Source organism: Anabaena sp. TISTR 8404 (genome assembly GCF_056847745.1).
Map to the genome: position 1 here is coordinate 2,449,685 of NZ_CP180578.1, position 24,750 is coordinate 2,474,434.

Consider the following 24,750-nt stretch of genomic DNA (forward strand, 5'->3'; position numbering starts at 1 on the left):
GGACTAAAAGAGGAGAGAGTTGGTAGTAAGCCGGGTTCTGTTCTTAATGTAATTTTTTTACACAAGGGCAGTTATCTATCTGGGACGCTTGTTACCAAACGCCTCTAGCGGCTCTCATAAACGGAACTGGTAAAAGACCAACCGTAGTTCCTCTGGCCTTGCTCCCAACCGGGGTTTACCGAGCCAGCGCCTCTCGACGCTGCTGGTGCGCTCTTACCACACCTTTGCACCCTTACCAAAATAGTGCTGAGTGCTGAGTTGAAAGTGCTGAGTTTTTTTCTCAGCACTCAGCACTCATTGCTCAGCACTGACTTTGGCGGTATCTTTCTGTGGCACTATCCTCACGATCGCTCGCACTGGACGTTATCCAGCAAGTTTGGTCTTTCGGGAGCCCGGACTTTCCTCAAAACTATCTTCATGACAGTTCTGCAACTGCCTGCGCCTACTCTCTCCCTAATTACAGTGTAATCTTGGATGGCATCATGTGTCCGATTTGAGTTATTTCTTCTTTTTATTCCAAGGTAGAGCGTAAGTCCAAGGTAATTTCTTAATGGTGAAAGGACAATTAATCAGATACATAGGAGGAATATTTATACCTGGAGCTATACCAACACGGACATCAGATATTCTGAGAACTAGCTGTAAAGAAAATTCTAACTCTTTGCCTCTATTCATAAAGTCGTTATACAGCTTTTTTTGCGGCCCCTTTTCTAAGCCACTGATATTTATTAAAGGTTTTTTTGCTGAATAAGTTCCGGCTACAGAATCTAACTCTAGAACATCTTCGGCTGTGATTTTTTCTGAAACACTTTTTTTAGGTGTAATTAAACTAGGAGTTTGGGGTATTGCTAAGTCACGGGTTAAATATGGAGAAATCCGAATTACACGGCGCGATTGCTTGCTATGTTCAACAACTAAGGTGCTATTTTCCCAGTCAACATAGACAGCTAAATTATCTGATTTATTTTCAATGCTAATTTGTAATTCTTTTAATTCATCTACCGAGTAGGAGGAATTGAATTTAAAAGAAATTCCTATTTGGTCTTTGAGTTCTTGTTCTGTGAGTTGCTCGTTGACTGCGCCACCTTTATACTCATATTTGATTTTATCATCAATAGATTCAATCATCCGATTAAAGGTGTAAGACACTCCAATAATATAAAGTGTAAGTACAACTAAATTTTGATCGCCACTACCTCTGATCATTTGGAATTTTAACTCCCTGGATTAGTGTTGATTATTTAACTTTCAATCATTTTTGATACTAGAAAAATTAGCAAGCCATCCTCTACGCCAAAATAATATGAGTAAACTAACTGCGATCGCTACCATTAAAGCCAAGCAAGCTGGATAACCCCAATACCAATTTAGTTCAGGCATATTGAATGGTGATTTCTCTGTATTGAAATTCATGCCATAAATACCAGCAACAAAAGTTAAAGGAATAAAAATCGCAGAAACTACAGTTAGTAGCTTCATAATTTCATTCATCTTGTTACTGACTGCCGATAAATATACATCCATTAATCCTGATGCTAGTTCTCGGTAAGTTTCTACCATATCCATAACTTGGACTGTATGGTCATAGCAATCTCGTAGATAGATTCTGACATCTTCACTAATTAATTCACTGCCATCTCGAATCAAAGCATTAATTGCATCTCTTTGCGGCCAGATAGAGCGGCGCAATTGCAAAAGTTCTCGCCGAATTTGATAAATTTGTTGTAGTGTTTGTGGCGTAGGTTTTAAGATTACTTCTTCTTCTAATTCTTCAATGCGTTCACCATAAAGCTCTAATACTGGAAAAAAACCATCAATAATTGCATCTAACAGAGCATAAGCTAAATAATCAGCACCTGCTTTGCGAATAATGCCTTTACCTTTATCAATTCGTATCCTTACGCTTTCAAAACAATCATGCTCTGGTTCTTCTTGCACTGTCAGCAAATAATGTTTTCCCAAGACAAAACTCACTTGCTCACTATAAAATCCACAAGAGTTTTCCTTTGGTACTACCATCCGAGAAATTATAAGTAATTGGTCTTCATAATCCTCAATTTTAGGGCGCTCTGCCATATTGACTACATCTTCTAAAACCAGAGGATGTAACTCAAAAACTTTACCTAATCGTTGTAAGATATCTTGACTACCTACACCTTGAACATCCACCCAAGAAACAGATTCTGCATCTAAATAACTCAGACACTCTTCTGGAGTAGCTATTTGTTTCCGAATAAAGTTTGTTTGATTGTAATCAAACAAAACAATTGTGGGAGCTGCTGCATCTTCATCAATAATCAGAGTTCCTGGTAGAGTTCCTGGTAGATGATAAAAATCCTTGAAGTTTGGCTTACGGACTTTTTTGGTAAGACGGCGAATTTTGCTAATCATTTGTCAATTGTTAATTGTCATTGGTCATTCGTGATAATTGTAAGTATGTTGTCTGATTACTTTCCTAATTGGTATTAGGCCAAATTGTATAGCGAAGTGCTGAGTGCTGAGTAGAAACTCAGTATTATCAGAGGTTTCAGCAATCAATATAGTCCTAACCTATGCTTCGACTGGTATATAGCTAGATCGCTGATGAATGAGCCAGTGTATAAAAAAACAGCTTGCCTTGGCAAGGCAAACTGTTGAAAAAGATAAAGATATTTATATGGGAAGGGGCTAGGGGCTAAGGCATGAAAACTAGTATTTTTACTCAGCACTCAGCACTCAGCACTCAGCACTTTTAAGGCAGATGTTACATCATACCCATGCCGCCCATGCCGCCCATACCACCCATACCGCCCATACCGCCCATGCCACCCATGTCAGGTGCAGCAGGTTTCTTCTCTGGTTTTTCAACAACGATCGCTTCGGTAGTTAAAACCATACCCGCAATTGAAGCGGCATTTTGTAAAGCAGAACGTACAACTTTCGCAGGATCAATAATCCCAGCCGCAATCAAGTCTTGGAATTCTCCGGTAGCAGCGTTGTAACCGATGTTGAACTCGGTTTCTCTGACTTTAGAGACAATCACAGAACCTTCCGCACCAGCATTATCGGCAATTTGACGCAGAGGTGCTTCTAAAGCACGTTTGATAATTTCTGCCGCAATTTGTTCTTCTTCATGGAGGCTGTTCTTAATTTCGTCTATTTTGGTAGACAAGTGAATTAAGGTTGTACCACCACCAGGAACAATTCCTTCTTCTACGGCTGCTTTGGTGGCGTTCAGCGCGTCTTCAATGCGCAGTTTGCGGTCTTTGAGTTCGGTTTCTGTGGCAGCACCGACTTTAATTACTGCTACACCACCAGCTAATTTGGCAATGCGTTCTTGTAGTTTTTCTTTGTCGTAGTCAGAATCAGTTTCTTCTAACTGCTTGCGAATTTGACCAATCCGTTTTTGAATTTCTGGCTTGGTGGCACTACCAGCGACAATTGTGGTGTTTTCTTTGTCGATGGTGATTTTGCGGGCAGTTCCCAACATTTCCAAAGAAGCGGTATCTAAACTCAAGCCAATTTCTTCGGAAATTAACTGACCATCGGTGAGGATGGCAATATCTTGCAGCATTGCTTTGCGGCGATCGCCAAATCCAGGTGCTTTAATCGCGGCAACAGTCAGCACACCCCGTGCTTTGTTGACTACTAAAGTTGCTAAAGCATCGCCTTCGACATCTTCAGCAATAATCAACAGCGGTTGACCCAAACGGGCAACTTTTTCTAGTACTGGTACTAATTCTTGAATGCTGTTGATTTTTTTGTCGGTAATCAGAATGCGAGCATTTTCAAACTCAACGATCTGCCGTTCGTTGTTTGTGATGAAGTAAGGAGAAATATAACCTCTGTCGATTTGCATCCCTTCCACTACTTCTAGTTCAGTTGTCAGGGATTTGGATTCTTCAACAGTGATCACACCATCTTTGGTGACTTTCTCCATTGCTTCTGCCAGCATAGCGCCGACTTCTTCATCGTTACCTGCGGAGACTGTAGCAACTTGAGCGATCGCAGCCCCTTCTACTGGCTTTGCCACTCTGGCAATTTCTTCTACCAGTGCTTCGATAGTTTTATCAATTCCCCGCTTCAAGCTGATGGGGTTAGTACCAGCCGCAACGTTTTTCAGACCTTCTTTGATTAATGCTTGTGCTAAAACTGTAGCGGTTGTGGTGCCATCCCCAGCAATATCCTTAGTTTTGGATGCTACTTCTTGGATGAGTCTCGCACCAGTATTCTCTAAAGGGTCTTCTAATTCAATTTCTTTAGCAACAGTGATCCCATCGTTAACAATTTGGGGTGTACCAAATTTCTTCTCTAAAAGGACGTTACGACCTTTTGGCCCTAGGGTAATTTTCACTGCATCAGCTAAGGCGTTGACTCCTCGTTCTAGCGCCCGCCGTGATTCTTCATCAAAGGAAATAATTTTAGCCATGTTTCACTTCTCTAGCGCTTCCATTAGACAATTTAGCACTCGCAGACGCAGAGTGCTAATACCAAAGCTGGTCAGATTATAAATGGAAATGATCAGGATTGGTACTGGTGTGAAGTGTGAAGTGGGAAGTATGAAGTGTGAATTTCTCAACTTGAGTCTTTAGTCTTGAGTAAATACCAGTACCTTTTATTAAAAAATTGATTAATATACAGTTGATGCTCATGTAGGATACAGGCAGTAATGGTTGAATTGGGAGATGAATCTATACAACTCCCTTAGGTCTTTGGGTATTGCCGACCCAAGCGGCATCGGCTGGTTGGCAGTAGTATTTACGTTTCTCTTAGCTTGGCTAGTAACATGGCGCTTAATCCCGACAGTACGCAAGTTTGCCCTGCGGGTTGGTTGGGCTGACCAACCAAATGCGCGACGACTCAATCGGGAACCTTTACCGAATGCCGGAGGTTTGGCTATTTATGCAGGAGTAATTGCCGCGTTAGTTCTTGCTAGTCTCTTACGACCGATTGAATTACAAAATGTTTTGGCGCAGGTGTTGACTGTTCTACTAGGAGGTTCAATCCTAGTGTTGGTCGGCTTTATTGATGATCAATTTGGTTTACCCCCTTCTGTGCGTTTGTGGACACAGATCATCACAGCCTTGTTGCTGGTGGCTAATGGCATCAGCATCAAAGTTGCTTTCGGCACACCGATTGACTCATTTTTATCAATATTAATTACAGTATTGTGGGTGGTCGGCATTACCAACGCCATCAATTTGATGGATGGGATGGATGGATTGGCAGGGGGGATCAGTTTTATAACTGCTATGAGTTTGTTAGCAGTTTCAGCCCAATTTCCCAATAAGGCAGCAGCTACCTTAGTTTTGGCAGCCTTAGGAGGTGGGGCGTTGGGTTTCTTGCGCCACAACTTCCACCCCTCACGCATTATTATGGGTGACGCTGGAGCATACTTTTTTGGTTATGTTTTAGCTGCTACCAGTATTTTAGGTGACTTGCAGGTGACTACGGTCTTCTCCTTAGTCCCGACGGTTTTATTTTTGCTATTACCAGTCTTAGACACTACCCAAGTGTTTTTACGGCGACTATTGGCAGGAAAAAACCCCCTCAGTACTCCTGGTAAGGATCACCTACACCACCGTTTATTAGCTTGGGGGTTCTCGCAAAGTCATGCTGCATTCACTCTGTGGACAATTACCTTAATTGGCAATTTGCTGGCAATGACCATCCGAGGTATGCCTTTACCTGTGATAGTCGCTACCAGTGCTGGGATAATTCTTTTGTTGGGCTTTACCGTTTGGCAAAGAATACTTAATAATTCGTAATTACGAATTACATCACCATACCACCATCAACGTTAAAGACTTGTCCCGTGATGTAAGTTGCGGCGGGATCAGCAGCAAGGAAGCGCACCATACCAGCAACTTCTTCTGGTTGCCCGTAGCGACCAAGAGGAATAAATTTCAAAATTTCTTCGGTGTTGCTGAGATTGCTGGTCATATCGGTGGTAATAAAACCAGGGGCGACGGCGTTCACTGTTACCCCACGGGTAGCTAGTTCTTTCGCAACGGTTTTAGTAAAGCCGATAACTCCGGCTTTGGCGGCGCTGTAGTTCGCTTGACCAGGGTTGCCCATTTGTCCGGCAACGGAAGTAATGTTAATAATTCGCCCGGAACGTTGCTTGAGCATGATTTTACTGACGGCGCGGGTACATAAGAAAACGCCAGTGAGGTTAAGGTCAATTACGGCTTGCCATTCTTCTGGCTTCATCCGCAAAAGTAATGTGTCGCGGGTAATTCCGGCATTGTTAACTAAAATATCGACTCGACCAAATTTTTCTGTGGTGGCATTGATAAGTGCCTCTACTTGATCTGCTTGCGAAACATCGGCTTGCAGTGCGATCGCTTGTCCACCAACAGATGTAATTTCTGCTACTACATTATCTGCTGCTGTACTGGAACTAGCATAATTAACCACAACACTAGCCCCATATTTCGCCAATTCAAGTGCGATCGCCTTTCCAATTCCCCGCGAACCACCTGTAACAACAGCTACTTTTCCTTTGAGACTTTGCAAGTTTTCTGGCAAAACTTCCATGAATTATTCCTTAAGCTTTTGAATTACCGCGCTAATTATCTTATGGTGATTTGTGCTTGTTAATTCACTCAAGGGCAATATTTTTGGGGTAAAACAGAACGCGTCGAACAAATGACCATTGGCTGTTGACCCTTGACTATAAAAATAAAATAATGTTACAGCCATTCCAGACAGCACGCATTAATATTGAAAGCAATCCATAAAAATTCGGTGTGTGTCTTATGGCCACTAAAAAACATTTCAACAGCTTTGAAGAAATGCTTTCTGGTTCTGATGTACCTGTATTAGTAGATTTTTACGCTGAATGGTGTGGCCCTTGCAAGATGATGGGGCCAATTTTAGATCAAGTGAATGCCCAGTTAAAAGATCGTCTACGCATTGTCAAAATTGACACAGAAAAATACACCGAATTGGCCAGCCAATATCGTATTGAGGCTTTGCCAACACTCATGTTATTTAAAGAGGGTAAGCCTGTAGATAAAATTGAGGGAGTGTTACAAGCACCGCAATTAGTGCAACATCTTCAAAGTTTAATTTAAATATAGAAGAAGGCAGTTTCTTCCATACGCGACTGACACTCTTCGTAGCGTTAGCAACAATTGTCAGCAAAACACAACCCCGATTGTTCTAAACAGTCGGGGTTTTAGTTTTAAGTTATGCAGTGAAAATCTGACGAATTAAAATTGAGTTATAAACGTAAAATTTCAGCCTTTTTGCTTGAATGTTGAAGTTCAAAGAGTAAATGTTGAGCCTTTTTGCTCGAATGTTCGAGTTCGGAAGGTGAAAGTTCGAGTGATGAAGGCGAAGTTTCAAGCTTTTTACTCGAACGTTGGTGTTCAGAAGGCGGAGTTTCAGGTTTTTTACTTGAACGTTGGTGTTCGGAAGGTGGAGTTTCAGGTTTTTTACTCGAACATTGGTGTTCTGAGGGTGAAGCGTGAAGCTCAGATGCTCATGCTTGGTGCGATCGCTTTAAAAAGCGAGTAAAATACAATCCGGTAGGGTGCTTTAGGTGACAACCGTAATGCACCGAGATGTTTAGTAGTGCGCGACGCTGACTGTATTGAGCGTTTGAGTTTGAAATGTCAGCAAATTTTCTGCGTTGGGTGTTGCAGGATGTTGTTTTGTTTCGCGCAAAGGCGCAAAGGCGCGGAGAGGAAGGCGCAAGTTTTTGAGTTTTTTCACAACAGCTTTGCGAAAATGCTTGAGTCCGGCATGATTTATTTCATAGCCAAACCTACAAGCTTGTGAGTTGACTGTGAAAAAATTATTCAGCGCGATTAATGTTGCGGGGATGTGTCTTGCACCTTGGATGGTAGCAGGTGCGATGACAACTGGGTTAGTTTTAAGTACGCCAGTCACAGGGATAGCGCAACAGCAGACACCGACATATTCACCAGAGCAGCAAGCAGCTTTACAGGAAGCAAAAGAACTAAATGAGCAGGCATTCAAGTTATACCAAGAAGGTAAATACACTACAGCCATCCCTTTAGCAGAACGCGCGTTGGCTATCTATGAGAAGGTACTGGGGAAGGAACATCCTTATGTCGCCACTAGCTTGAATAATTTGGCTCTCCTGTATAAAGAACAGGAAAATTATCAACAAGTGGAACTTTTGTATCTCCGCGCCCTGGCTATCACAGAGAAGGTGCTGGGGAAGGAACATCCCGATGTCGCTACTAGCTTGAATAATTTGGCTCTACTGTATGACTCACAAGGAAAATATCAACAAGCCGAACCATTGTATCTCCGCGCCCTGGCTATTAGAGAGAAGGTGCTGGGTAAAGAACATCCTGATGTCGCCACTAGCTTGAATAATTTGGCAGGATTGTATGAAACACAAGGGAAATATCAACAAGCCGAACCATTGTATCAACGCTCCCTGGCTATCTTTGAGAAGGTGCTGGGGAAGGAACACCCCTCAGTTGCCACGAGCTTGAATAATTTAGCTGGACTGTATCATTCACAGGGAAAGTATCAACAAGCCGAACCATTGTATCAACGCGCCCTGGCTATCTATGAAAAGGCACTGGGGAAAGAACATCCTGATGTCGCCCAAAGCCTGAATAATTTAGCTCTACTGTATCATTCACAGGGGAAATATCAACAAGCCGAACCATTATATCTCCGCGCCCTGGCTATCTATGAAAAGGCACTGGGGAAAGAACATCCTGATGTCGCCCAAAGCCTGAATAATTTAGCTCTACTGTATCATTCACAGGGGAAATATCAACAAGCCGAACCATTATATCTCCGCGCCCTGGCTATCTATGAAAAGGTACTGGGGAAAGAACATCCAAATGTTGCTACTAGCTTGAATAATTTGGCAGGATTGTATGATGAACAGGGAAAATATCAACAAGCCGAACCTTTGTATCTCCGCGCCCTGGCTATCTATGAAAAGGTGCTGGGAAAAGAACATCCCTCTGTCGCTACTAGCTTGAATAATTTGGCTGAACTGTATCGCGCACAGGGAAAATATCAACAAGCCGAACCTTTGTATCTCCGCGCCCTGGCTATTAGAGAGAAAGTGCTGGGGAAAGAGCATCCTTTTGTCGCCTCTAGCTTGAATAATTTGGCTACACTGTATCGTTCACAGGGAAAATATCAACAAGCCGAACCATTATATCTCCGCGCCCTGGCTATCTTGGAGAAAGTGCTGGGCAAAGAACATCCCTATGTCGCCACTAGCTTGAATAATTTGGCAGAACTGTATCATTTACAGGGAAAATATCAACAAGCCGAACCTTTGCATCAACGCTCCCTGGCTATCTTGGAGAAAGTGCTGGGCAAAGAACATCCTAATGTCGCCAAGAGCTTGAGTAATTTGGCTTTCCTGTATCTCGCCCAAGGTGACATCACTCGCGCTACCGATTTTTTAAGCCGTGGGTTAGATGTTCAAACAAAAAATCTCAATCTAATTTTTGCTGTCGGCTCAGAAAAAAGCAAACAAGATTACATCGGAACTTTTTCAGGAACAACCGATGCTACTGTTTCCCTATCGTTACAAGAAGCCCGTAATAATCCAGCCGCCGCATCTCTGGCTTTAACTACTGTACTCCGCCGCAAAGGGTTAGTGTTAGATGCCGTAGCTGACAGCATCCAAATACTACGCGCTCAACTCGACAAAAATCCCGAAACGCAAAAATTATTCGCTCAATGGCTGCAAGTACAACAGCAACTCTCAGCGTTAATCTACTCTCAGCCAGAAAAACAAACCGCTAACCTGAAAAATCAATTAGAAGAACTGGAAGCACAAAGAGAAAAGTTAGAAGCCGCAATTAGTAGTAAAAGTACTGAGTTCCGTCAGCAAACCCAACCAGTAGAATTAGCAGCAATTCAAGCCAAAATACCAAAAGATGCAGCCTTGGTAGAAATTGTGCAGTATCAACCATTCAACGTCAAAGGTAAAACGGATGCTCAAAAGTGGGGTAAACCCCGTTATGCTGCGGCGGTGTTACGCTCAACTGGTGAACCAAAGTGGCTTGATTTAGGTGAAGCCGCAGAAATTGATAAGTTAGCTATTGATTTTCGTGTAGCATTAGTCAAAGGAATTAGATTTAAGAAACTCGGACGCACTTTAGACGAGAAATTAATCGCACCCATTCGTCCTTTATTGGGTGATGCCAGTCATATTTTAATTTCACCCGATGGGCAATTAACGTTAATTCCCTTTGAAGCTCTAACAGATGAGCAAGATAAATTTCTCATTCAACGTTACGCTTTTTCTTACCTTACCACTGGGCGAGATTTATTACGTCTAAACTCAGATGTTAAAAATACTTCCTCGCCTGTGGTGTTAGCAGATGTTGACTACGACAACCAAACACAAACTGTAGCTTCTGCAAAAGTATCTGGTTCGCGCGGTTCGCAAAATCGGCGCTCTGGTGATTTAGCAAACTTAATATTTGACCCATTAGCTGCTACTAAAGATGAAGCTGTTGCTATTAAAAAGGTTTTACCTAATGCGAAAATATTGTTAGGTAAATATGCGACAGAAACCGCAATTAAACAATTACAAAGTCCGAGTATTTTACATCTAGCTACTCACGGTTTTTTCATCGCTGATGAAGAACAAGACATCAACGCATCATCCGATTTTGAATTAACACCACGTCCAAAAAACATTATCCAAGTGGAAAATCCCTTGTTACGCTCTGGGTTGGCGTTGGCTGGGTTTAATAAACGCAAGCAAGCGACAAATAATAATGATGATGGTGTTTTAACAGCGTTGGAAGTTGCTGGTTTAGATTTACGCTCTAATCAATTAGTTGTGCTGTCGGCTTGCGACACTGGTAAGGGTGATATTAAAGTTGGCGATGGTGTTTATGGTTTGCGTCGTGCTTTGGTAATTGCTGGTTCACAAACTCAGGTTTTAAGTCTGTGGCAAGTTGATGATGCAGCGACAAAAGAATTGATGGTGAAGTATTACAATAATTTGCAGGCGGGGAAAGGAAGACATGAGGCTTTGCGTTCCGCACAGTTAGATTTGCTCAATAGTCAAGAGTATAGCGAACCGCAATATTGGGCGGCGTTTGTTCCTTCTGGTAATTGGACTCCGTTGCGCGATAAGTAGACTCAGATACCCAACTACCGCTAGAACACCAATTCAGTAATGCTGGAAGAACCTCTCCCCCTACCCCTCTCCTCGTAGGAGAGGGGAGTTTGGCTCCCCCTTACCTGGTAGGGAAGGGGGCTGGGGGGTTAGGTTTTTGACTACTGAATCGATGCTTTAGAGATATTTTTATCAAACAAAAATGGCTAATAGCTGTTCAGGATAAATGATTAGCTATTAGCCATAAATATAAAGTAAAAGCAAGCTACAGTTGTTCTGGTGCTTTCAGAGAGACTTTGCTTACTTCAGCAGTTGTTGCTTGTAAGATTTGGGTGTGAGAAATGGAGTTGTTGGCTAGGGTGAACAGTGGGTTTGACAAAATTCCCGCGATGGAAGTCGCAATTAAGCTGACTATTAACCCTACTTGTAAAGGTCTGTATCCAGGTAAATTCCAACGGACTTCGGGATAGTTTTTCACTACGTCGGACATTTCTTGGGGTTCTTTCACTACCATCATTTTGACTACACGAATGTAGTAATAGATGGAGACGACGCTAGTCACCAAACCTAGCAAAACTAATCCATAAAGACCAGCTTGCCAACCAGCCCAGAACAAGTAGATTTTTCCAAAAAACCCAGCCAGTGGCGGAATACCACCCAAGGACAGTAGAGAAATACTCAATCCTAATGTCAACAGTGGATCTTTTTGATATAAACCTGAGTACTCGGCAATTTGGTCGGTTCCTGTGCGGAGGGAGAAGAGAATTACACAGGTAAAGCCGCACAGGTTCATAAACAAATAAACCAGCAGGTAAAATACCATACTGGCGTATCCCGCCTCAGTACCAGCAATCAAGCCAATCATCACAAACCCAGCTTGGGCAATAGATGAATAAGCCAGCATCCGCTTCATGCTAGTTTGGGCGAGAGCCACCACGTTACCCAAGACCATACTAAGAATGGCGAGGGCTGTAAATACAAATCTCCACTCGTCAGCCACCATTGGGAAGACTGTAGTTAGCAAGCGAATGGCTAGAGCAAACCCAGCTGCTTTGGAACCAACAGATAAAAAGGCAATCACTGGAGTAGGAGCGCCTTCGTAAACATCTGGTGTCCACTGGTGGAAAGGTGCAGCGGAAATTTTGAAGCCAATACCTGCAATTATGAAGACGAGTGAAATCACCAAACCTAAAGATTGGCTGACGTTAGCTGTGGTGATCCCATCTGCGATCGCACTTAATTCTGTTTGACCACCTGATAGACCGTACAGCAGCGAAACGCCGTACAAAAATACTGCTGTACTAGCAGCACCAATTAACAGGTATTTCAGCGCCGCTTCGTTAGAGCGGGGGTCGCGCTTGGTATAGCCTGTCAAGAGATAAGAGGAAATACTTAAGGTTTCTAGTGAGATGAAAATCATCACTAACTCACTAGCCCCAGATAAGAACATTCCTCCTAGGGTAGCAGTCAGCAAAATTGCGATGAATTCTGCTAAAGCGGTGCCACTTTGCTCAATATAGCGAATTGACATCAATATGGTCACAACCGCAGACAAAGCAACAATACCGCGAAAGACAATACTGAGGTCATCACCAGTGAAGCCACCGCTAAAAGAGATGGGATTGACAGCATCCCATTGATAATACAGGGCGACAACTGCGGCTAGTAAACCCGCGATCGCTAGATATCCAATCCAGCGTGAAGATGTACGCCCCAAAATCAAATCAACAATCAAAACCCCCAAGAGGGTAACAATTACAATCCCCTCTGGTAGAATCGTTCCAGCATTTAACTGGGATGCAAGATTAGCAAAATCCATGAGATATATAGGGTTTGGCGATTAGACATTAAGGCTAACTTTGTTAATTTTATCCATTGTTCATTACCAAAGTTGCAATTTACCTTTGTGTCTTAAGCATAGACTGACTCTTGAGTAAAAGTAGCTAAAAAGAAGCGTATCAGCTAACTAGCACTCAATACTCTATCTTGATCATCAATTTAAATTATAGTTAAAATTTGGATTTTGCATCTTGTCAATTAAGCTAAATTCTTGACACAAGGCTCTCCATCTGACTTTATAACAAAGATGCTGTTCAATATCTCTGCCGAAAAATTTTAGTAAAAACAAGATTAAGTATTTTGCTGTTCTTACATTAAGAAAAACACAATTATTTTGAGCGATCGTTATTTCAAATAAAAATTAGGGAAGTATAATAACGAGCTTGTACAGGTTAAGATTTGTCCTTAAAAAATCAATTCAAAAATGTCTAACTCTAAATTGATTTTATTTACAGTACTATTATTGGTGCTTTTTGGCTGTCAAAGTGCCAAAGAAACCACATCACTAGATTCTTCATTAGTAGAACCTACTAAGCTTGAACCACCTCCAAGAGAATTAAATAAGAAAATAAATCTCAAAAACTGGGAAGTTACCATTAATAATATTAGATATGCAGGACAAAAATTCCCAGGAGCTTATGAAATCTATGAAGCTGCTGACGTTTGGACAGTAGTTTCTGTAGATATTAAAAATATCAGCGAAAAAAGACAACGGGAAGATGATACTCCTTTTAGTTTTTTATTCTCAAATTTAGTTGATGCTAATGGGGAAAAATATGCTCTTAAAGAAACCGAATACAAATATAGTAGTGATTTATTAGGTAAACCTTTCTCACCTGGAGAGTCTCGCACTGTAGAGTTATTATTTGATACACCTAAAGGTATTAAAGCCGAAAAATTTCTGCTTCATACTTTTGAGGCTGAACCCATAGCAATCCAACTTGAAAATAAATCATAAATTAATTTGGCAGACAAATATCTGGCGCACACAAACCAGAAAATTTTAGCGTTGTCACCTCAAAAGTATTTAAATCTACGCGGCGAATAGCGTGGTTATTAGTATCACTAATATATAGATAAGAATTCATAGCACTCAATCCAGAAGGTTCAAAAAAGCGGCTATTTTTACCTTGACCATCTTGTAAACCAGCACAACCATTTCCAAAAATTGTTTGACAATTACCTGTACTGGGACTAACTAATTTGATTTTGTGGTTATAAGTATCTGCTACCCAAAGAAAATTTTCAGCATATTCTATTCCCATACAGTGTTGTAATCGCACATCTGTATTTTGTCCATCTACATCACCAAAACCGAATAACTGTTGACTACCGCAAACAGTTTTGACTTGAAATGGTTCTACAATTTCCACACTCCGAATTGTGCTGATTTCGCTGTCAGCAATATATAACTCTTTTCCATTTGTCGTCATCCCACTAGGTTGAGCAAAAGCTGATTCTGTTAGTGAACCATCAACACAACCTTCTGCACCTGTACCAGCATAAGTTTTGATGATATTAGTTTTTAGATTTATTTGCCAAATTTGATGTGAACCCGCCATTGCAATAAATAAGGTATTTCCTACTTTTACTAAATCCCAGGGAGAATTTAGCGCTGTTTCTAAACCAATACCTTCATGCGGATGAATGTTGTGGCTTTGTTCACCAGTTCCCGCAATTGTTTCGACTACTTGATTTTTGATATCTATTTTCCGCAAAGCATGATTTTCTGTATCAGCAACAAAAAGGCTTTGACTTTCACTATCAAATACCATTCCTTGTGGTGCAGAAAACTGTGCTTCCTCAAAACTACCGTCAGTTAAACCAGATTTTCCTGTACCAATGATGTGAAAAACTTCGCCATCAAAGTTACTCATAACTAAGCGATGATGTCCAGAGTCAGCTATGAATAAACCTGCTGGTGTGGCTAAGACTTTACCCGGAAAAGCTAGAGGTGAAATGATTGGTTGTTGCTGTTTTTCTAAAATATAATTGATTTCTTGAAAGTTAATCGTGCCTTTTTCTTGGTGTTCATTAATAACTTTGGCAATTAACTGATCTAAAAAATCGCGCTTACCCTCACCAGAAACATAGCCAATTACATAACCTTCTGGATCGATAATCATGAATGTCGGCCAAGCACGTACAGTATATTCTTGCCATACTCGAAAATTTTTATCTACTAAAACTGGGTGTTCAATGTCGTAGCGGAGGATAGCTTGGCGAATATTTTCGGTTTCTTGTTCGTTGTCAAATTTGGCAGAGTGAACACCAATAACTGTCAGACTATCTTTATATTTTTGTTCTAAATATTTCAAGTCCGGTAAAATGTGCAGACAGTTAATGCAGCAGTATGTCCAAAAGTCTAAGATGACAACTCTACCCCGAAGTTGTTTCAAGGACAAAGGTTTGTCAGTGTTCAGCCAAGTGTAATTTTGTGGTAATTCTGGCGCTCTGACGCGTGAATTCATGAGGTATCCTTTGCTGTTAAGGGTAGATATGAGGGTGAGGGTACAGGAGACAGGTTACAGAGTTAAAAGTTTTCTGATATCTTGCACCAGCTTTTTATCCCGCCAAGAAATAAATTTCTTGGCTAATAGCGAAAGTCAGATTTATCTGACTGGTAGAGTATTTGAGTCCGTTGAAACGGACTTGTGCTATGAGCCAGAGAATAAATTCTCTGGCGGGAGATTGGATAGGTGCAAGCTTTGAGTTTTAGCATCTACCAATGTCCTAACGATTTTGGCTATTGCTGCACTTTATTTACCTTACCGAAAAATAATCTTGGGGCTGTATCACTTTTGAGTAGACTGGACAAACTTACTAGTACTGATTTAGAGGCTTGGGTACAACAAGCTCAAATTCAAGCTGTAAAAGGAAAAGTATGCGATCGCATTCCACAATTATCTGTCGCTAATCCTAACTGGTTTGCGGTTCATATCTGCTGTGTATCGGGAAAAACTTACTCTTCGGGAGATACAGGTTGTGTGTTTCCCTTAATGAGTGTAATCAAAGTCTTTTCGTTTCTGTATCTGCTAGAAACGATGGGCGCAGATCAAGTTTTGCAGTGGGTTGGCGTTGAACCGTCGGATGCAGCTTTTAATTCTTTAGACCAATTAATTACAGATGGTGGACATCCCCGCAATCCAATGATCAATAGTGGTGCTATCACCCTAGCTGATAAATTACCAGGAAAAACGGCAAGCGATCGCACCCACAACTTATGTCAATGGTTAAATCAGTTGACAAATTCCCAACTATTTCTCGATGAAGTTATGCTGGCTTCAGTACGCGCTTCTCGTTCAAGTGCTAACCAAGCGATCGCAGATTATCTTGCACAAAAAAATCGTCTCGAAAATCCCGAAATTGCTCTTGACACTTATGAGCAAATATGCTGTTTATCTGGACGAGTGGAAGATTTAGCTTTGTTAGGAACAGCCTTAGCTTGTGGTCATAATTTACAACATCATCGGTTGGTAAACGCAGTGATGTTAATGTGTGGACTGTATCAAGACTCGGCTAAGTTTGCTGTCAAGATTGGTCTACCGATGAAATCAGGCATTAGCGGTGGACTGTTAGCTATAGTACCAAACGCAGGAGCGATCGCTTGCTACAGTCCTGCTTTAGATATAGTAGGAAATTCTGTAGCGGCGATCGCTTTTATGGAGGCTTTAGCGCAAAACTTAGAATTGAGTATCTTTTAAAAATCACGAAGCCAGATTTCTCGGTGGGATTTCTTGCCCTTGATAAAACTGTTTTTCTAATTTGCCTAAACCAAACCAAATTCCGCCACCGAGTAATACAGCCAAGCTGGTAATAATCACGGTGATATTAGAAGTATGACCTTGAATCAATCCTAATAACGGCAGCAAACTCCAAACTAATACTGTTGCTATCACCACTCCTAACCGCAAACGTTGGAGATTTTTCAAAGCTGGACGACAACTAGCACAGTGTTTTGTGTGGGAATGGTATCTATCTAGTAAAGCTTCTTTGGGCAGTGGCGGTGGTAAAGTCTCACCAGGAAATGATTCTGCACAATATTCCTTTACCCAAGAACGCAACTGAAATACAAAACTATCAGCCTTAGTTGGTAAATAAAACGCTTTGGTAAAGTTGGTGCTGCCACCTTTTTGTTCTAAATAGCGTTCTTGGAAATGTAAGAAAATCTGATCATCTTCTAGTACACGATTCTGTCCCAGATGGGAGTACCAGCGAGGCGTAAGTTTCAGAAATAACCCTGGTAATTTGGAAGAAAATTTGAAAGGAAAGCGGGCAAATAAGCGACATTGGCCTTTGCGGATAGGAGTTGCATACACAACTGTCAACGTTCTACCAAACTGCTTGGAGGTGAGATCATGCCACATCAACCCCGGCGCAATAAAGGTAGTATCTTGTTTACCTAAAGTTCCTTTGCGGGGGCCTTCTGCCCAAACGCCTTTAAATCCCCATTTGCCTGACTCGACAATTTCCAATTCCACAGGCGCAACATTTGCTCGGTTGCCAACAGTGCGGTGATGAGTGTAAGGAATATGACTGGAATCGAGAACATTTTCCATTAATGTCAAAGCATCATAAGGTAAATCTCGAAAAGTATTCAGGCAAACCCAGCCATCAGTTTCTGCTTCTAAAACATCAACCACAGGAACCGGAGTTTTCGCAGCATTTTCGGCTTTACCAGGATAAACAAACAATAGTCCTTGGCGTATTGTGGTAGGTAGCGAAGTCGCGCAAGCACGAGGAGAAGTTTCTGCCTTCCCGTCTGGTGCTTGTTGGGGAATACTTTCGCATTTGCCTGTTCCAGAAAATGCCCAGCCATGATAAGGACATTCCAGCCAGCCATCTTCGTTAATTCTGCCTTCGGAAAGTGGAACTAAGCGGTGTGGACATTGGTCTTCAAAGGCACGCCAAGTTTGTTCATTGTTGTCCCACCACAAAACTAAATCGCGTTCTAGTAAGGTGAAGCGCGTTAGCTGGGATTTATCTAAATCTGCGACGTAGTGGACAGGATACCAAACTTCTAGCCAGTCAAAGCGATTTGGATCTAGTCCACCAGCAGGAAAATTTTCTGTATTTATTTGGGATAATGGCTGTAACAGGCTGTTGGACATGGTGGAATGCGTCAGAATGATTATCTACCCACCAAAAATGTAACAATTTTTTAACGAAGATGGCACGCAAGAGTCGTGAAATCAGCCAATGGTCTACATTAACAAGCAGTTGCACAACACAATTTCAACACTATGGCAGTAGACACAGGGAAATGTGCAGAGGCTAAACTAGCTTTGCGTCAGGCGCTGGCTGTTTCTGGTGGCAACACGAAAGATGAAGCTGTAATTGCTGCTATTGAAAATTTACGACTTCTCAACCCGAATCCAGCGCCAACTCGTGAAGGTAAGCTATTAGATAGTGAATGGTTATTGATTAGTGCGCCTAATTTTCCTGGAGGTGAAAAGCTGGCAAATGAGAAGTTTGCCTATACTCTAGGTCGTCTCGCTTTCAATATGTTCCAGCCGACGAAACTAAAAGTGGTGATTGACCGAGTTTTACAACCTGTTTTTTTAATAGGAAATCATGAACGGCGCAGTCATGATATTGTTGTGGAATTCACTACGGCTGATGAATCTTTGCCGCAAATATCTGGGGTAGTACGTAACCTAGGTGTTTGTGAACCTATTAGTGATACGGTGCTACAAGTGAAATTTACTGGAGGAATTTTAGCACCGCAAAACCCAAATCAAATGGATGCTTGGCAGGCAGTTTTTGGTCAGCAGCGTCAAAATACAAAACGCACTTTTAAAGAAAGTTTGATGTTGGGTTTATTTAAATTAATGTTTGGTTTGGTTCCGCCAGACACAATGAATCCTGAAACTGGAGAAGTTAAGTTTATCATGGAGCGATCGCCTAAAGGTCGTCTAGAAATTCTCTATCTTGATGAGGAGTTACGAATCACTTGTGGCGATAAGGGAACCATCTTAGTATGTGAAAGACAATAGCGATCGCTTTTCATTTCTACAGCAGTATCTGGAATTTAAGATTGCATACTCTCATCAACAGCCAAATTTCATGCAAACCCCCACTTCTACTATTCCACATTTAATCGCTGCGGGCTTTCATGCCCTTTCCGAGCCTTTGCGAATTAACGTGCTGGAACTCCTGCGACAGCAAGAACTGTGCGTGTGTGATTTATGTGATGCTTTGGGGGTCAGCCAGTCAAAACTCTCGTTTCATCTCAAAACCCTCAAAGAAGCTGGCTTAGTTAACTCTCGCCAAGAAGGACGTTGGATTTATTACAGTTTAAATATTCCCCAATTTAGTGTGTTAGAGCAATATTTAGCAGATTATCGCCAGCATGGTTTACTCTCATCTGCACGTTCCTGCTGCGATTAGTAAAATAAGGTATAAGTAAGCTGTACTTATACTCAGCACTCAGCACTTTGCTATTTTTAAGACAAAGAATATCCTGTGGTATTTTTCACAAACTGCAAAACTTTTTGATAAGAATCTGGGTTACTGGAAGGATTAATAATGATAGGAATAGTGCCATCTGGCAACCAAAAAGTTATCCTTCCATTGGCTTCTTGGCAAAAAGAACTAATGCAATGAAGGTTTACTACATATTCATTTTTGCCATCAATTATTTTGACCCAGTGACCACTTTCTACTTCTACATCAGTGACTTGTTCGAGATATTTCAGAACTTTTTGATAGTCTTCTAAGTTACTTTGAGGATTAATGACAATCGGAATGGCACTATCAGGTAACCAAAAGGTGACTCTGCCGTTTTTTTCATAGCAAAAAGCGTTAACACGGTCGAAATTGATCACATATTCTTTCCTCTCGTAAAAGATTTTTATCCAGTACGGCACAACATCTCCTTAAGTCCAATGTGGAAAAATGATGCTAACCCTGTATAACAAAATATGTCAGTCCTAAGTCAATGTTGATGGGGGTAATTTCTAAGAAACTTCTACAGGTGTTTGTAGATTAGAATTGGGATAGTTAAGAGCGATCGCAGCTTCCATAAATCCCTTAAATAAAGGATGAGGATTGCTAGGACGCGATTGAAACTCTGGATGAAATTGGCAAGCGATAAAGAAAGGATGTTGCGGAAATTCGACAATTTCCACTAAGCGTCCATCGGGAGAAGTGCCACTTATTACATAGCCGGATTCTAACAACCGCTGCCGATAAGTATTGTTGAATTCGTATCTATGACGATGCCTTTCTTGTACCATTTCATTTTGATAAAGTTTGGCAGCCAAAGTATTAGGCAGAATGTGACAAGGATAAACACCCAGGCGCATTGTCCCACCTAAATCAACTACGTCCTGCTGTTCTGGCAACAGGTTAATGACTGGATTAGTAGTATCAGGGTCAAATTCAGCACTGTTAGCATCTGAAAAACCACCGATGTTTCTTGCCCATTCAATAACAGCACATTGCATTCCCAAGCATAAACCCAAAAAAGGTATATGGCGATCGCGGGCATATTTGATAGCAGCAATTTTACCATCTACCCCACGTGTCCCAAAACCGCCAGGTACAAGCACACCGTCCACACCGTCGAGATAATTTTCGGCTGGTTCAGTTTCCAATACTTCAGAGTTTATCCAGCGCAAGCGCAAATCAGCGTGAGTGGCAATTGCTGCATGACGCAATGCTTCCACAACTGATAAATAAGCATCACTTAACCGTACATATTTACCAACAATGGCAATCTCCAATGTACGCTTCGGACTGTAAAGCCGTTCTACCATTGTTTGCCACTGTTTTAAATCAGGTTGGCGTTGTTCCATTTGCAGCAATGCTAGAGCTTGCTCTGCTAGACCTTCCCGTTCTAAAATCAGCGGTACTTCATAGATACTGATGGCATCTTGGGAGGTGATTACACATTTTTCCGGTACATCACAGAACTCAGACAATTTTTGTTTTAAGCCTGTGGGTATCGGGCGATCGCTCCGACAAACTAAAATATCTGGTTGAATGCCAATTGATCTCAGTTCCTTGACAGAATGTTGTGTTGGCTTGGTTTTCATTTCCCCAGCCGAAGCAATGTAAGGCAATAGCGTAACGTGCATATACAACACATTCTGCCGTCCCACTTGCTTACGTAACTGACGAATTGCTTCCATAAATGGCAGTGATTCAATATCTCCCACCGTGCCACCAATTTCCGTAATTAATACATCAGGATTGGTGTCTTTCGCAACCAATAAAATTCTGTCTTTGATTTCGTTGGTGATGTGAGGAATTACTTGTACTGTGCCGCCATTGTAGTCACCACGACGTTCTCGGTTAATTACCGCTTGATAAATTGAGCCTGTAGTCACACTGTTCAGGCGTGACATCAAAGTATCCGTGAAGCGTTCGTAATGACCCAAGTCTAAATCGGTTTCAGCCCCATCTTGGGTCACAAAAACTTCCCCGTGCTGAAACGGACTCATTGTACCGGGATCGACATTAATATAGGGGTCTAATTTTAAAATCGACACCGAATAATCCCGTGATTTGAGTAAACGGCCCAGACTTGCTGCTACAATTCCCTTGCCTATACTGGAAACTACACCTCCAGTTACGAAAATAAACTTAGTCATAGTAATTTTGAATTTCTCTCTTGCGCCTTCTCAAAATACATTGTGTGAAGTGTGAAGTATGAATTATGAAGTATGAAGTTTAACTTTTCAGCCTACTATGGGGAACGCCGAGAACGAAATTTCGTTCTTCCTTCAGCCTTGGTACTTTATACTTCATCCTTATCCTGGTCATTGTGACACAGTTATTGTCGTGAAAAATATTTTCGGATTAGTTGTATTCAGCTTAATTGCCACCTCCTCTGTAGCATTGGCAGATTCATCTCTTATTGTTGTTTTTCCTCAACCCAACTACCAAACCAGTGCGGAAAAAATATTTTTTCTTGGTACAGCACCACCAGATGGACAAGTTCTGATCAATGGTAAGCCAATTAACCGCAGCAAGTCCGGTCATTTTTCCCCAAGTCTCCCTTTACAGTTGGGAGAGAATGTCTTTACTGTAAGTCACAAAAATCAAACAATTCAGATTAAAGTGACCAGGCTTTCGACTCAGCCTGCTTTACCACAAGGGTTAGCCTTTGCGCCAGGTTCTCTCACGCCAGCAGTAGACATTGCCAGACTACCAGGGGAACCCATTTGTTTTAGTGCAGTTGCACCATTCAATGCTAACGTCTCCGTAAACTTCGCTAATCAAACTGTTGCCCTAGCACCGCAACCCCAACAAGTACAACTACCAAGTAATTTGGCAGCTCTCACAGGACGAAACCAACCCACCGCCCAGTCTAGTGCTGGGAAATATGCGGGTTGCACCACGGTGCAACAACCTGATTTTCAGTCCTTAAGCCTAATTTACGGTAACAACATCACTTCGGGTGCTGTTGTGCCAGATGCTAATAAAGAGATAGATTTAGGTCAACCTCAGTTTAAACTGACACTGAATGGTAAGACAATCACTCAACCAGGAACTGGCAAAATAAAAATTCTCTCCCCTGCACAGTTACCAGTTGCTGAGGTGACAGTAGATGCCGGTGTAGCCCGCACAGGCCCTAGTACCGATTATTCTCGACTCACTCCTCTACCAAAAGGAACACAAGCAGCAGTTACAGGAAGAGAAGGTGAGTGGTTGCGCTTAGACTATGGTGCTTGGATTAATAGTAAGGAAACTCGTATCTTACCGGGTGCAATTCCGCCACGGACAATTATTCGCAGTGTCGGATATCGCAGGCTTGCTGGTACAACAGAAATGGTTTTTCCCTTACAAATTCCTGTCCCAGTTAGTGTACAACAAAGTGATAAAACTTTCACTCTGACACTTCACAACACCACTGCCCAAACAGACATTATTCGTTTGGATGATGACCCCTTAATTTCTCGCCTCGATTGGCAACAAGTAACTCCGGGACAGGTGCAATACACCTTTAACCTCAAAAAAGCCCAACAATGGGGGTATGACCTGAGATACGAAGGTACTACCCTGGTTTTAGCTTTACGTCATCCGCCTGCCATTGGAAATCGCAAAGGAAAGCCTTTATCTGGTATCAAGATTGTACTTGATCCGGGACATGGTGGCAAAGAATCTGGTGCTTCTGGCCCAACAGGATATCTCGAAAAAGATGTGAATTTGGCAGTATCGAAGTTACTGCGCGATGATTTGGTGAAACTTGGGGCAACAGTAGTTATGACAAGAGATAATGACAAAGATGTTTCATTGCCAGAACGTCAAGCAATTATCAGTCGAGAAAAGCCTGCGATCGCAATTTCCATTCACCATAACTCTTTACCCGACGATGGCGATGCAGAAAACACAAAGGGATTTGCTGCCTTTTGGTATCAATCACAAGCTCACAGTTTAGCCATATTTTTGGATAACTATGTGGTTAAAAAGCTTGGTAGACCTTCATACGGTGTGTTTTGGGATAACTTAGCCTTAACTCGTCCAGTAGTTGCACCATCAGTTTTACTGGAATTAGGTTTTATGAGTAATCCCGATGAATTTGAGTGGGTAACAAATCCAAAGGAACAGCAAAAATTAGCCAAAGTTTTAGCAGCAGGAATTGTCGAGTGGTTTAGTAGTCAGAACAAATAGACAAACCATTGAAAAGTAACAGTTATTGTCAGTTATTTCTGGCTAACAAAATTTCTTTAATGAAATTTTAATTCTTAATGTCTGTTTCTTCTTGATCTAGAAATACGCACAAAAATTGCGGAAAATATTATAGAATAATCAAAATTTGAAATACAAAAGCAAAACATACATTTATAGGGACGGAGTTCCCTAACTTGGATGAATATTCTTTTAGAGAAATTTTTGGGATTAGCATGAATAGAATTTTGTGGATTGATTGTCTCAAGGGTATAGCTATTACTCTTGTTGTTGTTGGGCATTGTTTCAATGGATTACAGTGGATCTATTGGTTTCATATGCCTTTGTTTTTTATCATGAGTGGTTATTTGTATAAAACTAAAGGAGATTATTTTTCTTATTTGAAAAAGAAAAGCCAACATCTGCTGTTGCCTTATTTTTCATTCCTTGTGTTAGGTAGCGTTATACGAGTTGCTATGGGAATGAATCAGGAAAGCTTATTAATGTTTTTTTTCAGACATATTTATGGAGGTGCAGCATTAAGAGGTTGGTTCACCGCATTTTGGTTTGTAACTTGTTTATTCCTTTGTCAGCAAGCTTACCATTGGCTGTACATTAAGTTTGGTAATAATAATCGCTTGATGGCTGCAATCATGGCAGTTGCTTATTTATTAGCAATGTTAGACTCCCTATTTATCAAAAATCCTCCTTTGCCTTGGGGAATAAACATTGTATTGATGGCTCTTCCTTTTTACTGGATAGGACATTTATTATCCAAGCATTCAATAAATCTTCAAAAACTTTTACCTGTAGCGATCACTATTTACGTTATTACACTAATTATATCCAGCTATATAAGCATTTTCTTCGGGATGAAAGGAGGTACTTACGGTATCGTAGGTCTCAACATAGTTGTCGCCCTTTCTGGTTCATTAATCGCTCAACAAATTTCACAAGCAATTACATACAACAAAATTCTATGCATAGTTGCTAGTGAGTTAGGTTCAGCCAGTATGATTATCATGTACCTACACCAGCCAATTCAAATGGCATTAGGAAGTGTATCAGTTCATAGTCTTATTCGGACAGTTATTGCAATTACTATCCCTTTCTTTATTTACAAGCTAATCCTCAAATCTGACTTAGCGCGTCGTTTTCTTTTGGGCGAGATAGATACAAAAGTTAAACAATTGGCTTGACTAGCAATTTAACTTGATTTATGA

At 41.4% G+C, this 24,750-nt stretch carries 20 protein-coding genes and 1 other RNA gene; 10 read left to right on the top strand and 11 right to left on the bottom strand.

Annotated features, from left to right (window positions below; translation table 11 throughout):
• Positions 1 to 10 precede the first annotated feature (10 nt).
• From rnpB to groL, 4 genes are all read right to left on the bottom strand, one after another.
• Positions 11 to 450: RNase P RNA component class A (gene rnpB / locus ACMX3D_RS10600), an RNA gene on the bottom strand.
• A 48-nt stretch (positions 451 to 498) separates the two neighbouring features.
• Complete coding sequence (locus tag ACMX3D_RS10605; protein WP_482751382.1) at positions 499 to 1,206, bottom strand: hypothetical protein; 708 nt, start codon at positions 1,204 to 1,206, stop codon at positions 499 to 501.
• 42 nt (positions 1,207 to 1,248) lie between these two features.
• Entirely contained in the window at positions 1,249 to 2,391 is a 1,143-nt protein-coding gene (gene corA / locus ACMX3D_RS10610) for a magnesium/cobalt transporter CorA (protein ID WP_482751383.1), read from the bottom strand.
• A 352-nt stretch (positions 2,392 to 2,743) separates the two neighbouring features.
• Positions 2,744 to 4,408, bottom strand: coding sequence for a chaperonin GroEL (gene groL, locus ACMX3D_RS10615; protein WP_482751384.1), 1,665 nt, complete (start codon positions 4,406 to 4,408; stop codon positions 2,744 to 2,746).
• A 256-nt stretch (positions 4,409 to 4,664) separates the two neighbouring features.
• Here groL and ACMX3D_RS10620 point away from each other — a divergent pair, with 256 nt between their 5' ends.
• Positions 4,665 to 5,747: an MraY family glycosyltransferase gene (locus ACMX3D_RS10620; protein WP_482751385.1), complete on the top strand. Its 1,083-nt coding sequence runs from the start codon at positions 4,665 to 4,667 to the stop codon at positions 5,745 to 5,747.
• A 7-nt stretch (positions 5,748 to 5,754) separates the two neighbouring features.
• Here ACMX3D_RS10620 and fabG read toward each other — a convergent pair whose 3' ends face one another.
• Complete coding sequence (gene fabG / locus ACMX3D_RS10625; RefSeq protein ID WP_482751386.1) at positions 5,755 to 6,519, bottom strand: 3-oxoacyl-[acyl-carrier-protein] reductase; 765 nt, start codon at positions 6,517 to 6,519, stop codon at positions 5,755 to 5,757.
• Between the two features lie 221 nt (positions 6,520 to 6,740).
• On the opposite strand from fabG, the gene trxA reads away from it, so the two are divergent.
• The gene (gene trxA, locus ACMX3D_RS10630) at positions 6,741 to 7,058 is read left to right on the top strand and encodes a thioredoxin (protein WP_482751387.1); all 318 of its coding nucleotides are present in this window, start codon (positions 6,741 to 6,743) and stop codon (positions 7,056 to 7,058) included.
• A 256-nt stretch (positions 7,059 to 7,314) separates the two neighbouring features.
• The gene (locus ACMX3D_RS10635; protein ID WP_482751388.1) at positions 7,315 to 7,503 is read left to right on the top strand and encodes a hypothetical protein; all 189 of its coding nucleotides are present in this window, start codon (positions 7,315 to 7,317) and stop codon (positions 7,501 to 7,503) included.
• Between the two features lie 51 nt (positions 7,504 to 7,554).
• Here the strand turns inward: ACMX3D_RS10635 and ACMX3D_RS10640 are convergent, their stop codons facing one another.
• Positions 7,555 to 7,878, bottom strand: a complete 324-nt coding sequence (locus ACMX3D_RS10640) for a hypothetical protein (protein WP_482751389.1) — start codon at positions 7,876 to 7,878, stop codon at positions 7,555 to 7,557.
• On the opposite strand from ACMX3D_RS10640, the gene ACMX3D_RS10645 reads away from it, so the two are divergent.
• Positions 7,844 to 11,092 carry a CHAT domain-containing tetratricopeptide repeat protein gene (locus ACMX3D_RS10645; RefSeq protein WP_482751390.1) on the top strand — a complete coding sequence of 1,083 codons (3,249 nt, stop codon included), beginning with the start codon at positions 7,844 to 7,846 and terminating at the stop codon, positions 11,090 to 11,092. The two genes, ACMX3D_RS10640 and ACMX3D_RS10645, sit on opposite strands and share 35 nt — an antisense overlap.
• Positions 11,093 to 11,336: 244 nt before the next feature.
• On the opposite strand, the gene ACMX3D_RS10650 is transcribed toward ACMX3D_RS10645, so the two are convergent.
• On the bottom strand, positions 11,337 to 12,890 hold the full coding sequence (locus tag ACMX3D_RS10650; protein WP_482751391.1) for an NAD(P)H-quinone oxidoreductase subunit N: 1,554 nt from the start codon (positions 12,888 to 12,890) through the stop codon (positions 11,337 to 11,339).
• 444 nt (positions 12,891 to 13,334) lie between these two features.
• On the opposite strand from ACMX3D_RS10650, the gene ACMX3D_RS10655 reads away from it, so the two are divergent.
• Positions 13,335 to 13,868 carry a DUF4352 domain-containing protein gene (locus ACMX3D_RS10655; protein WP_482751392.1) on the top strand — a complete coding sequence of 178 codons (534 nt, stop codon included), beginning with the start codon at positions 13,335 to 13,337 and terminating at the stop codon, positions 13,866 to 13,868.
• A gap of 1 nt (position 13,869) precedes the next feature.
• On the opposite strand, the gene ACMX3D_RS10660 is transcribed toward ACMX3D_RS10655, so the two are convergent.
• The gene (locus ACMX3D_RS10660; RefSeq protein WP_482751393.1) at positions 13,870 to 15,381 is read right to left on the bottom strand and encodes a thioredoxin-like domain-containing protein; all 1,512 of its coding nucleotides are present in this window, start codon (positions 15,379 to 15,381) and stop codon (positions 13,870 to 13,872) included.
• Positions 15,382 to 15,711: 330 nt separating this feature from the next.
• Between ACMX3D_RS10660 and glsA the strand changes: the two genes are divergently transcribed.
• Entirely contained in the window at positions 15,712 to 16,614 is a 903-nt protein-coding gene (glsA, locus tag ACMX3D_RS10665) for a glutaminase A (RefSeq protein WP_482752314.1), read from the top strand.
• 3 nt (positions 16,615 to 16,617) lie between these two features.
• Here glsA and ACMX3D_RS10670 read toward each other — a convergent pair whose 3' ends face one another.
• A complete protein-coding gene (locus ACMX3D_RS10670) occupies positions 16,618 to 18,021 on the bottom strand; it encodes an aromatic ring-hydroxylating dioxygenase subunit alpha (protein ID WP_482751394.1) in 1,404 nt (467 codons plus the stop codon).
• Between the two features lie 132 nt (positions 18,022 to 18,153).
• Between ACMX3D_RS10670 and ACMX3D_RS10675 the strand changes: the two genes are divergently transcribed.
• Both ACMX3D_RS10675 and ACMX3D_RS10680 read left to right on the top strand, forming a co-directional pair.
• Positions 18,154 to 18,906, top strand: a complete 753-nt coding sequence (locus ACMX3D_RS10675) for a PAP/fibrillin family protein (protein ID WP_482751395.1) — start codon at positions 18,154 to 18,156, stop codon at positions 18,904 to 18,906.
• A gap of 70 nt (positions 18,907 to 18,976) precedes the next feature.
• Positions 18,977 to 19,300, top strand: coding sequence for an ArsR/SmtB family transcription factor (locus tag ACMX3D_RS10680; protein ID WP_482751396.1), 324 nt, complete (start codon positions 18,977 to 18,979; stop codon positions 19,298 to 19,300).
• A gap of 56 nt (positions 19,301 to 19,356) precedes the next feature.
• On the opposite strand, the gene ACMX3D_RS10685 is transcribed toward ACMX3D_RS10680, so the two are convergent.
• Both ACMX3D_RS10685 and ACMX3D_RS10690 read right to left on the bottom strand, forming a co-directional pair.
• Positions 19,357 to 19,779 carry a hypothetical protein gene (locus ACMX3D_RS10685; protein ID WP_482751397.1) on the bottom strand — a complete coding sequence of 141 codons (423 nt, stop codon included), beginning with the start codon at positions 19,777 to 19,779 and terminating at the stop codon, positions 19,357 to 19,359.
• A 90-nt stretch (positions 19,780 to 19,869) separates the two neighbouring features.
• Positions 19,870 to 21,507: a CTP synthase gene (locus tag ACMX3D_RS10690; RefSeq protein WP_482751398.1), complete on the bottom strand. Its 1,638-nt coding sequence runs from the start codon at positions 21,505 to 21,507 to the stop codon at positions 19,870 to 19,872.
• Positions 21,508 to 21,697: 190 nt separating this feature from the next.
• Here ACMX3D_RS10690 and ACMX3D_RS10695 point away from each other — a divergent pair, with 190 nt between their 5' ends.
• Together ACMX3D_RS10695 and ACMX3D_RS10700 are read left to right on the top strand one after the other, a co-directional pair.
• On the top strand, positions 21,698 to 23,530 hold the full coding sequence (locus ACMX3D_RS10695; protein ID WP_482752315.1) for an N-acetylmuramoyl-L-alanine amidase: 1,833 nt from the start codon (positions 21,698 to 21,700) through the stop codon (positions 23,528 to 23,530).
• A 194-nt stretch (positions 23,531 to 23,724) separates the two neighbouring features.
• Positions 23,725 to 24,726, top strand: a complete 1,002-nt coding sequence (locus ACMX3D_RS10700) for an acyltransferase family protein (RefSeq protein ID WP_482751399.1) — start codon at positions 23,725 to 23,727, stop codon at positions 24,724 to 24,726.
• Positions 24,727 to 24,750: the final 24 nt, after the last annotated feature.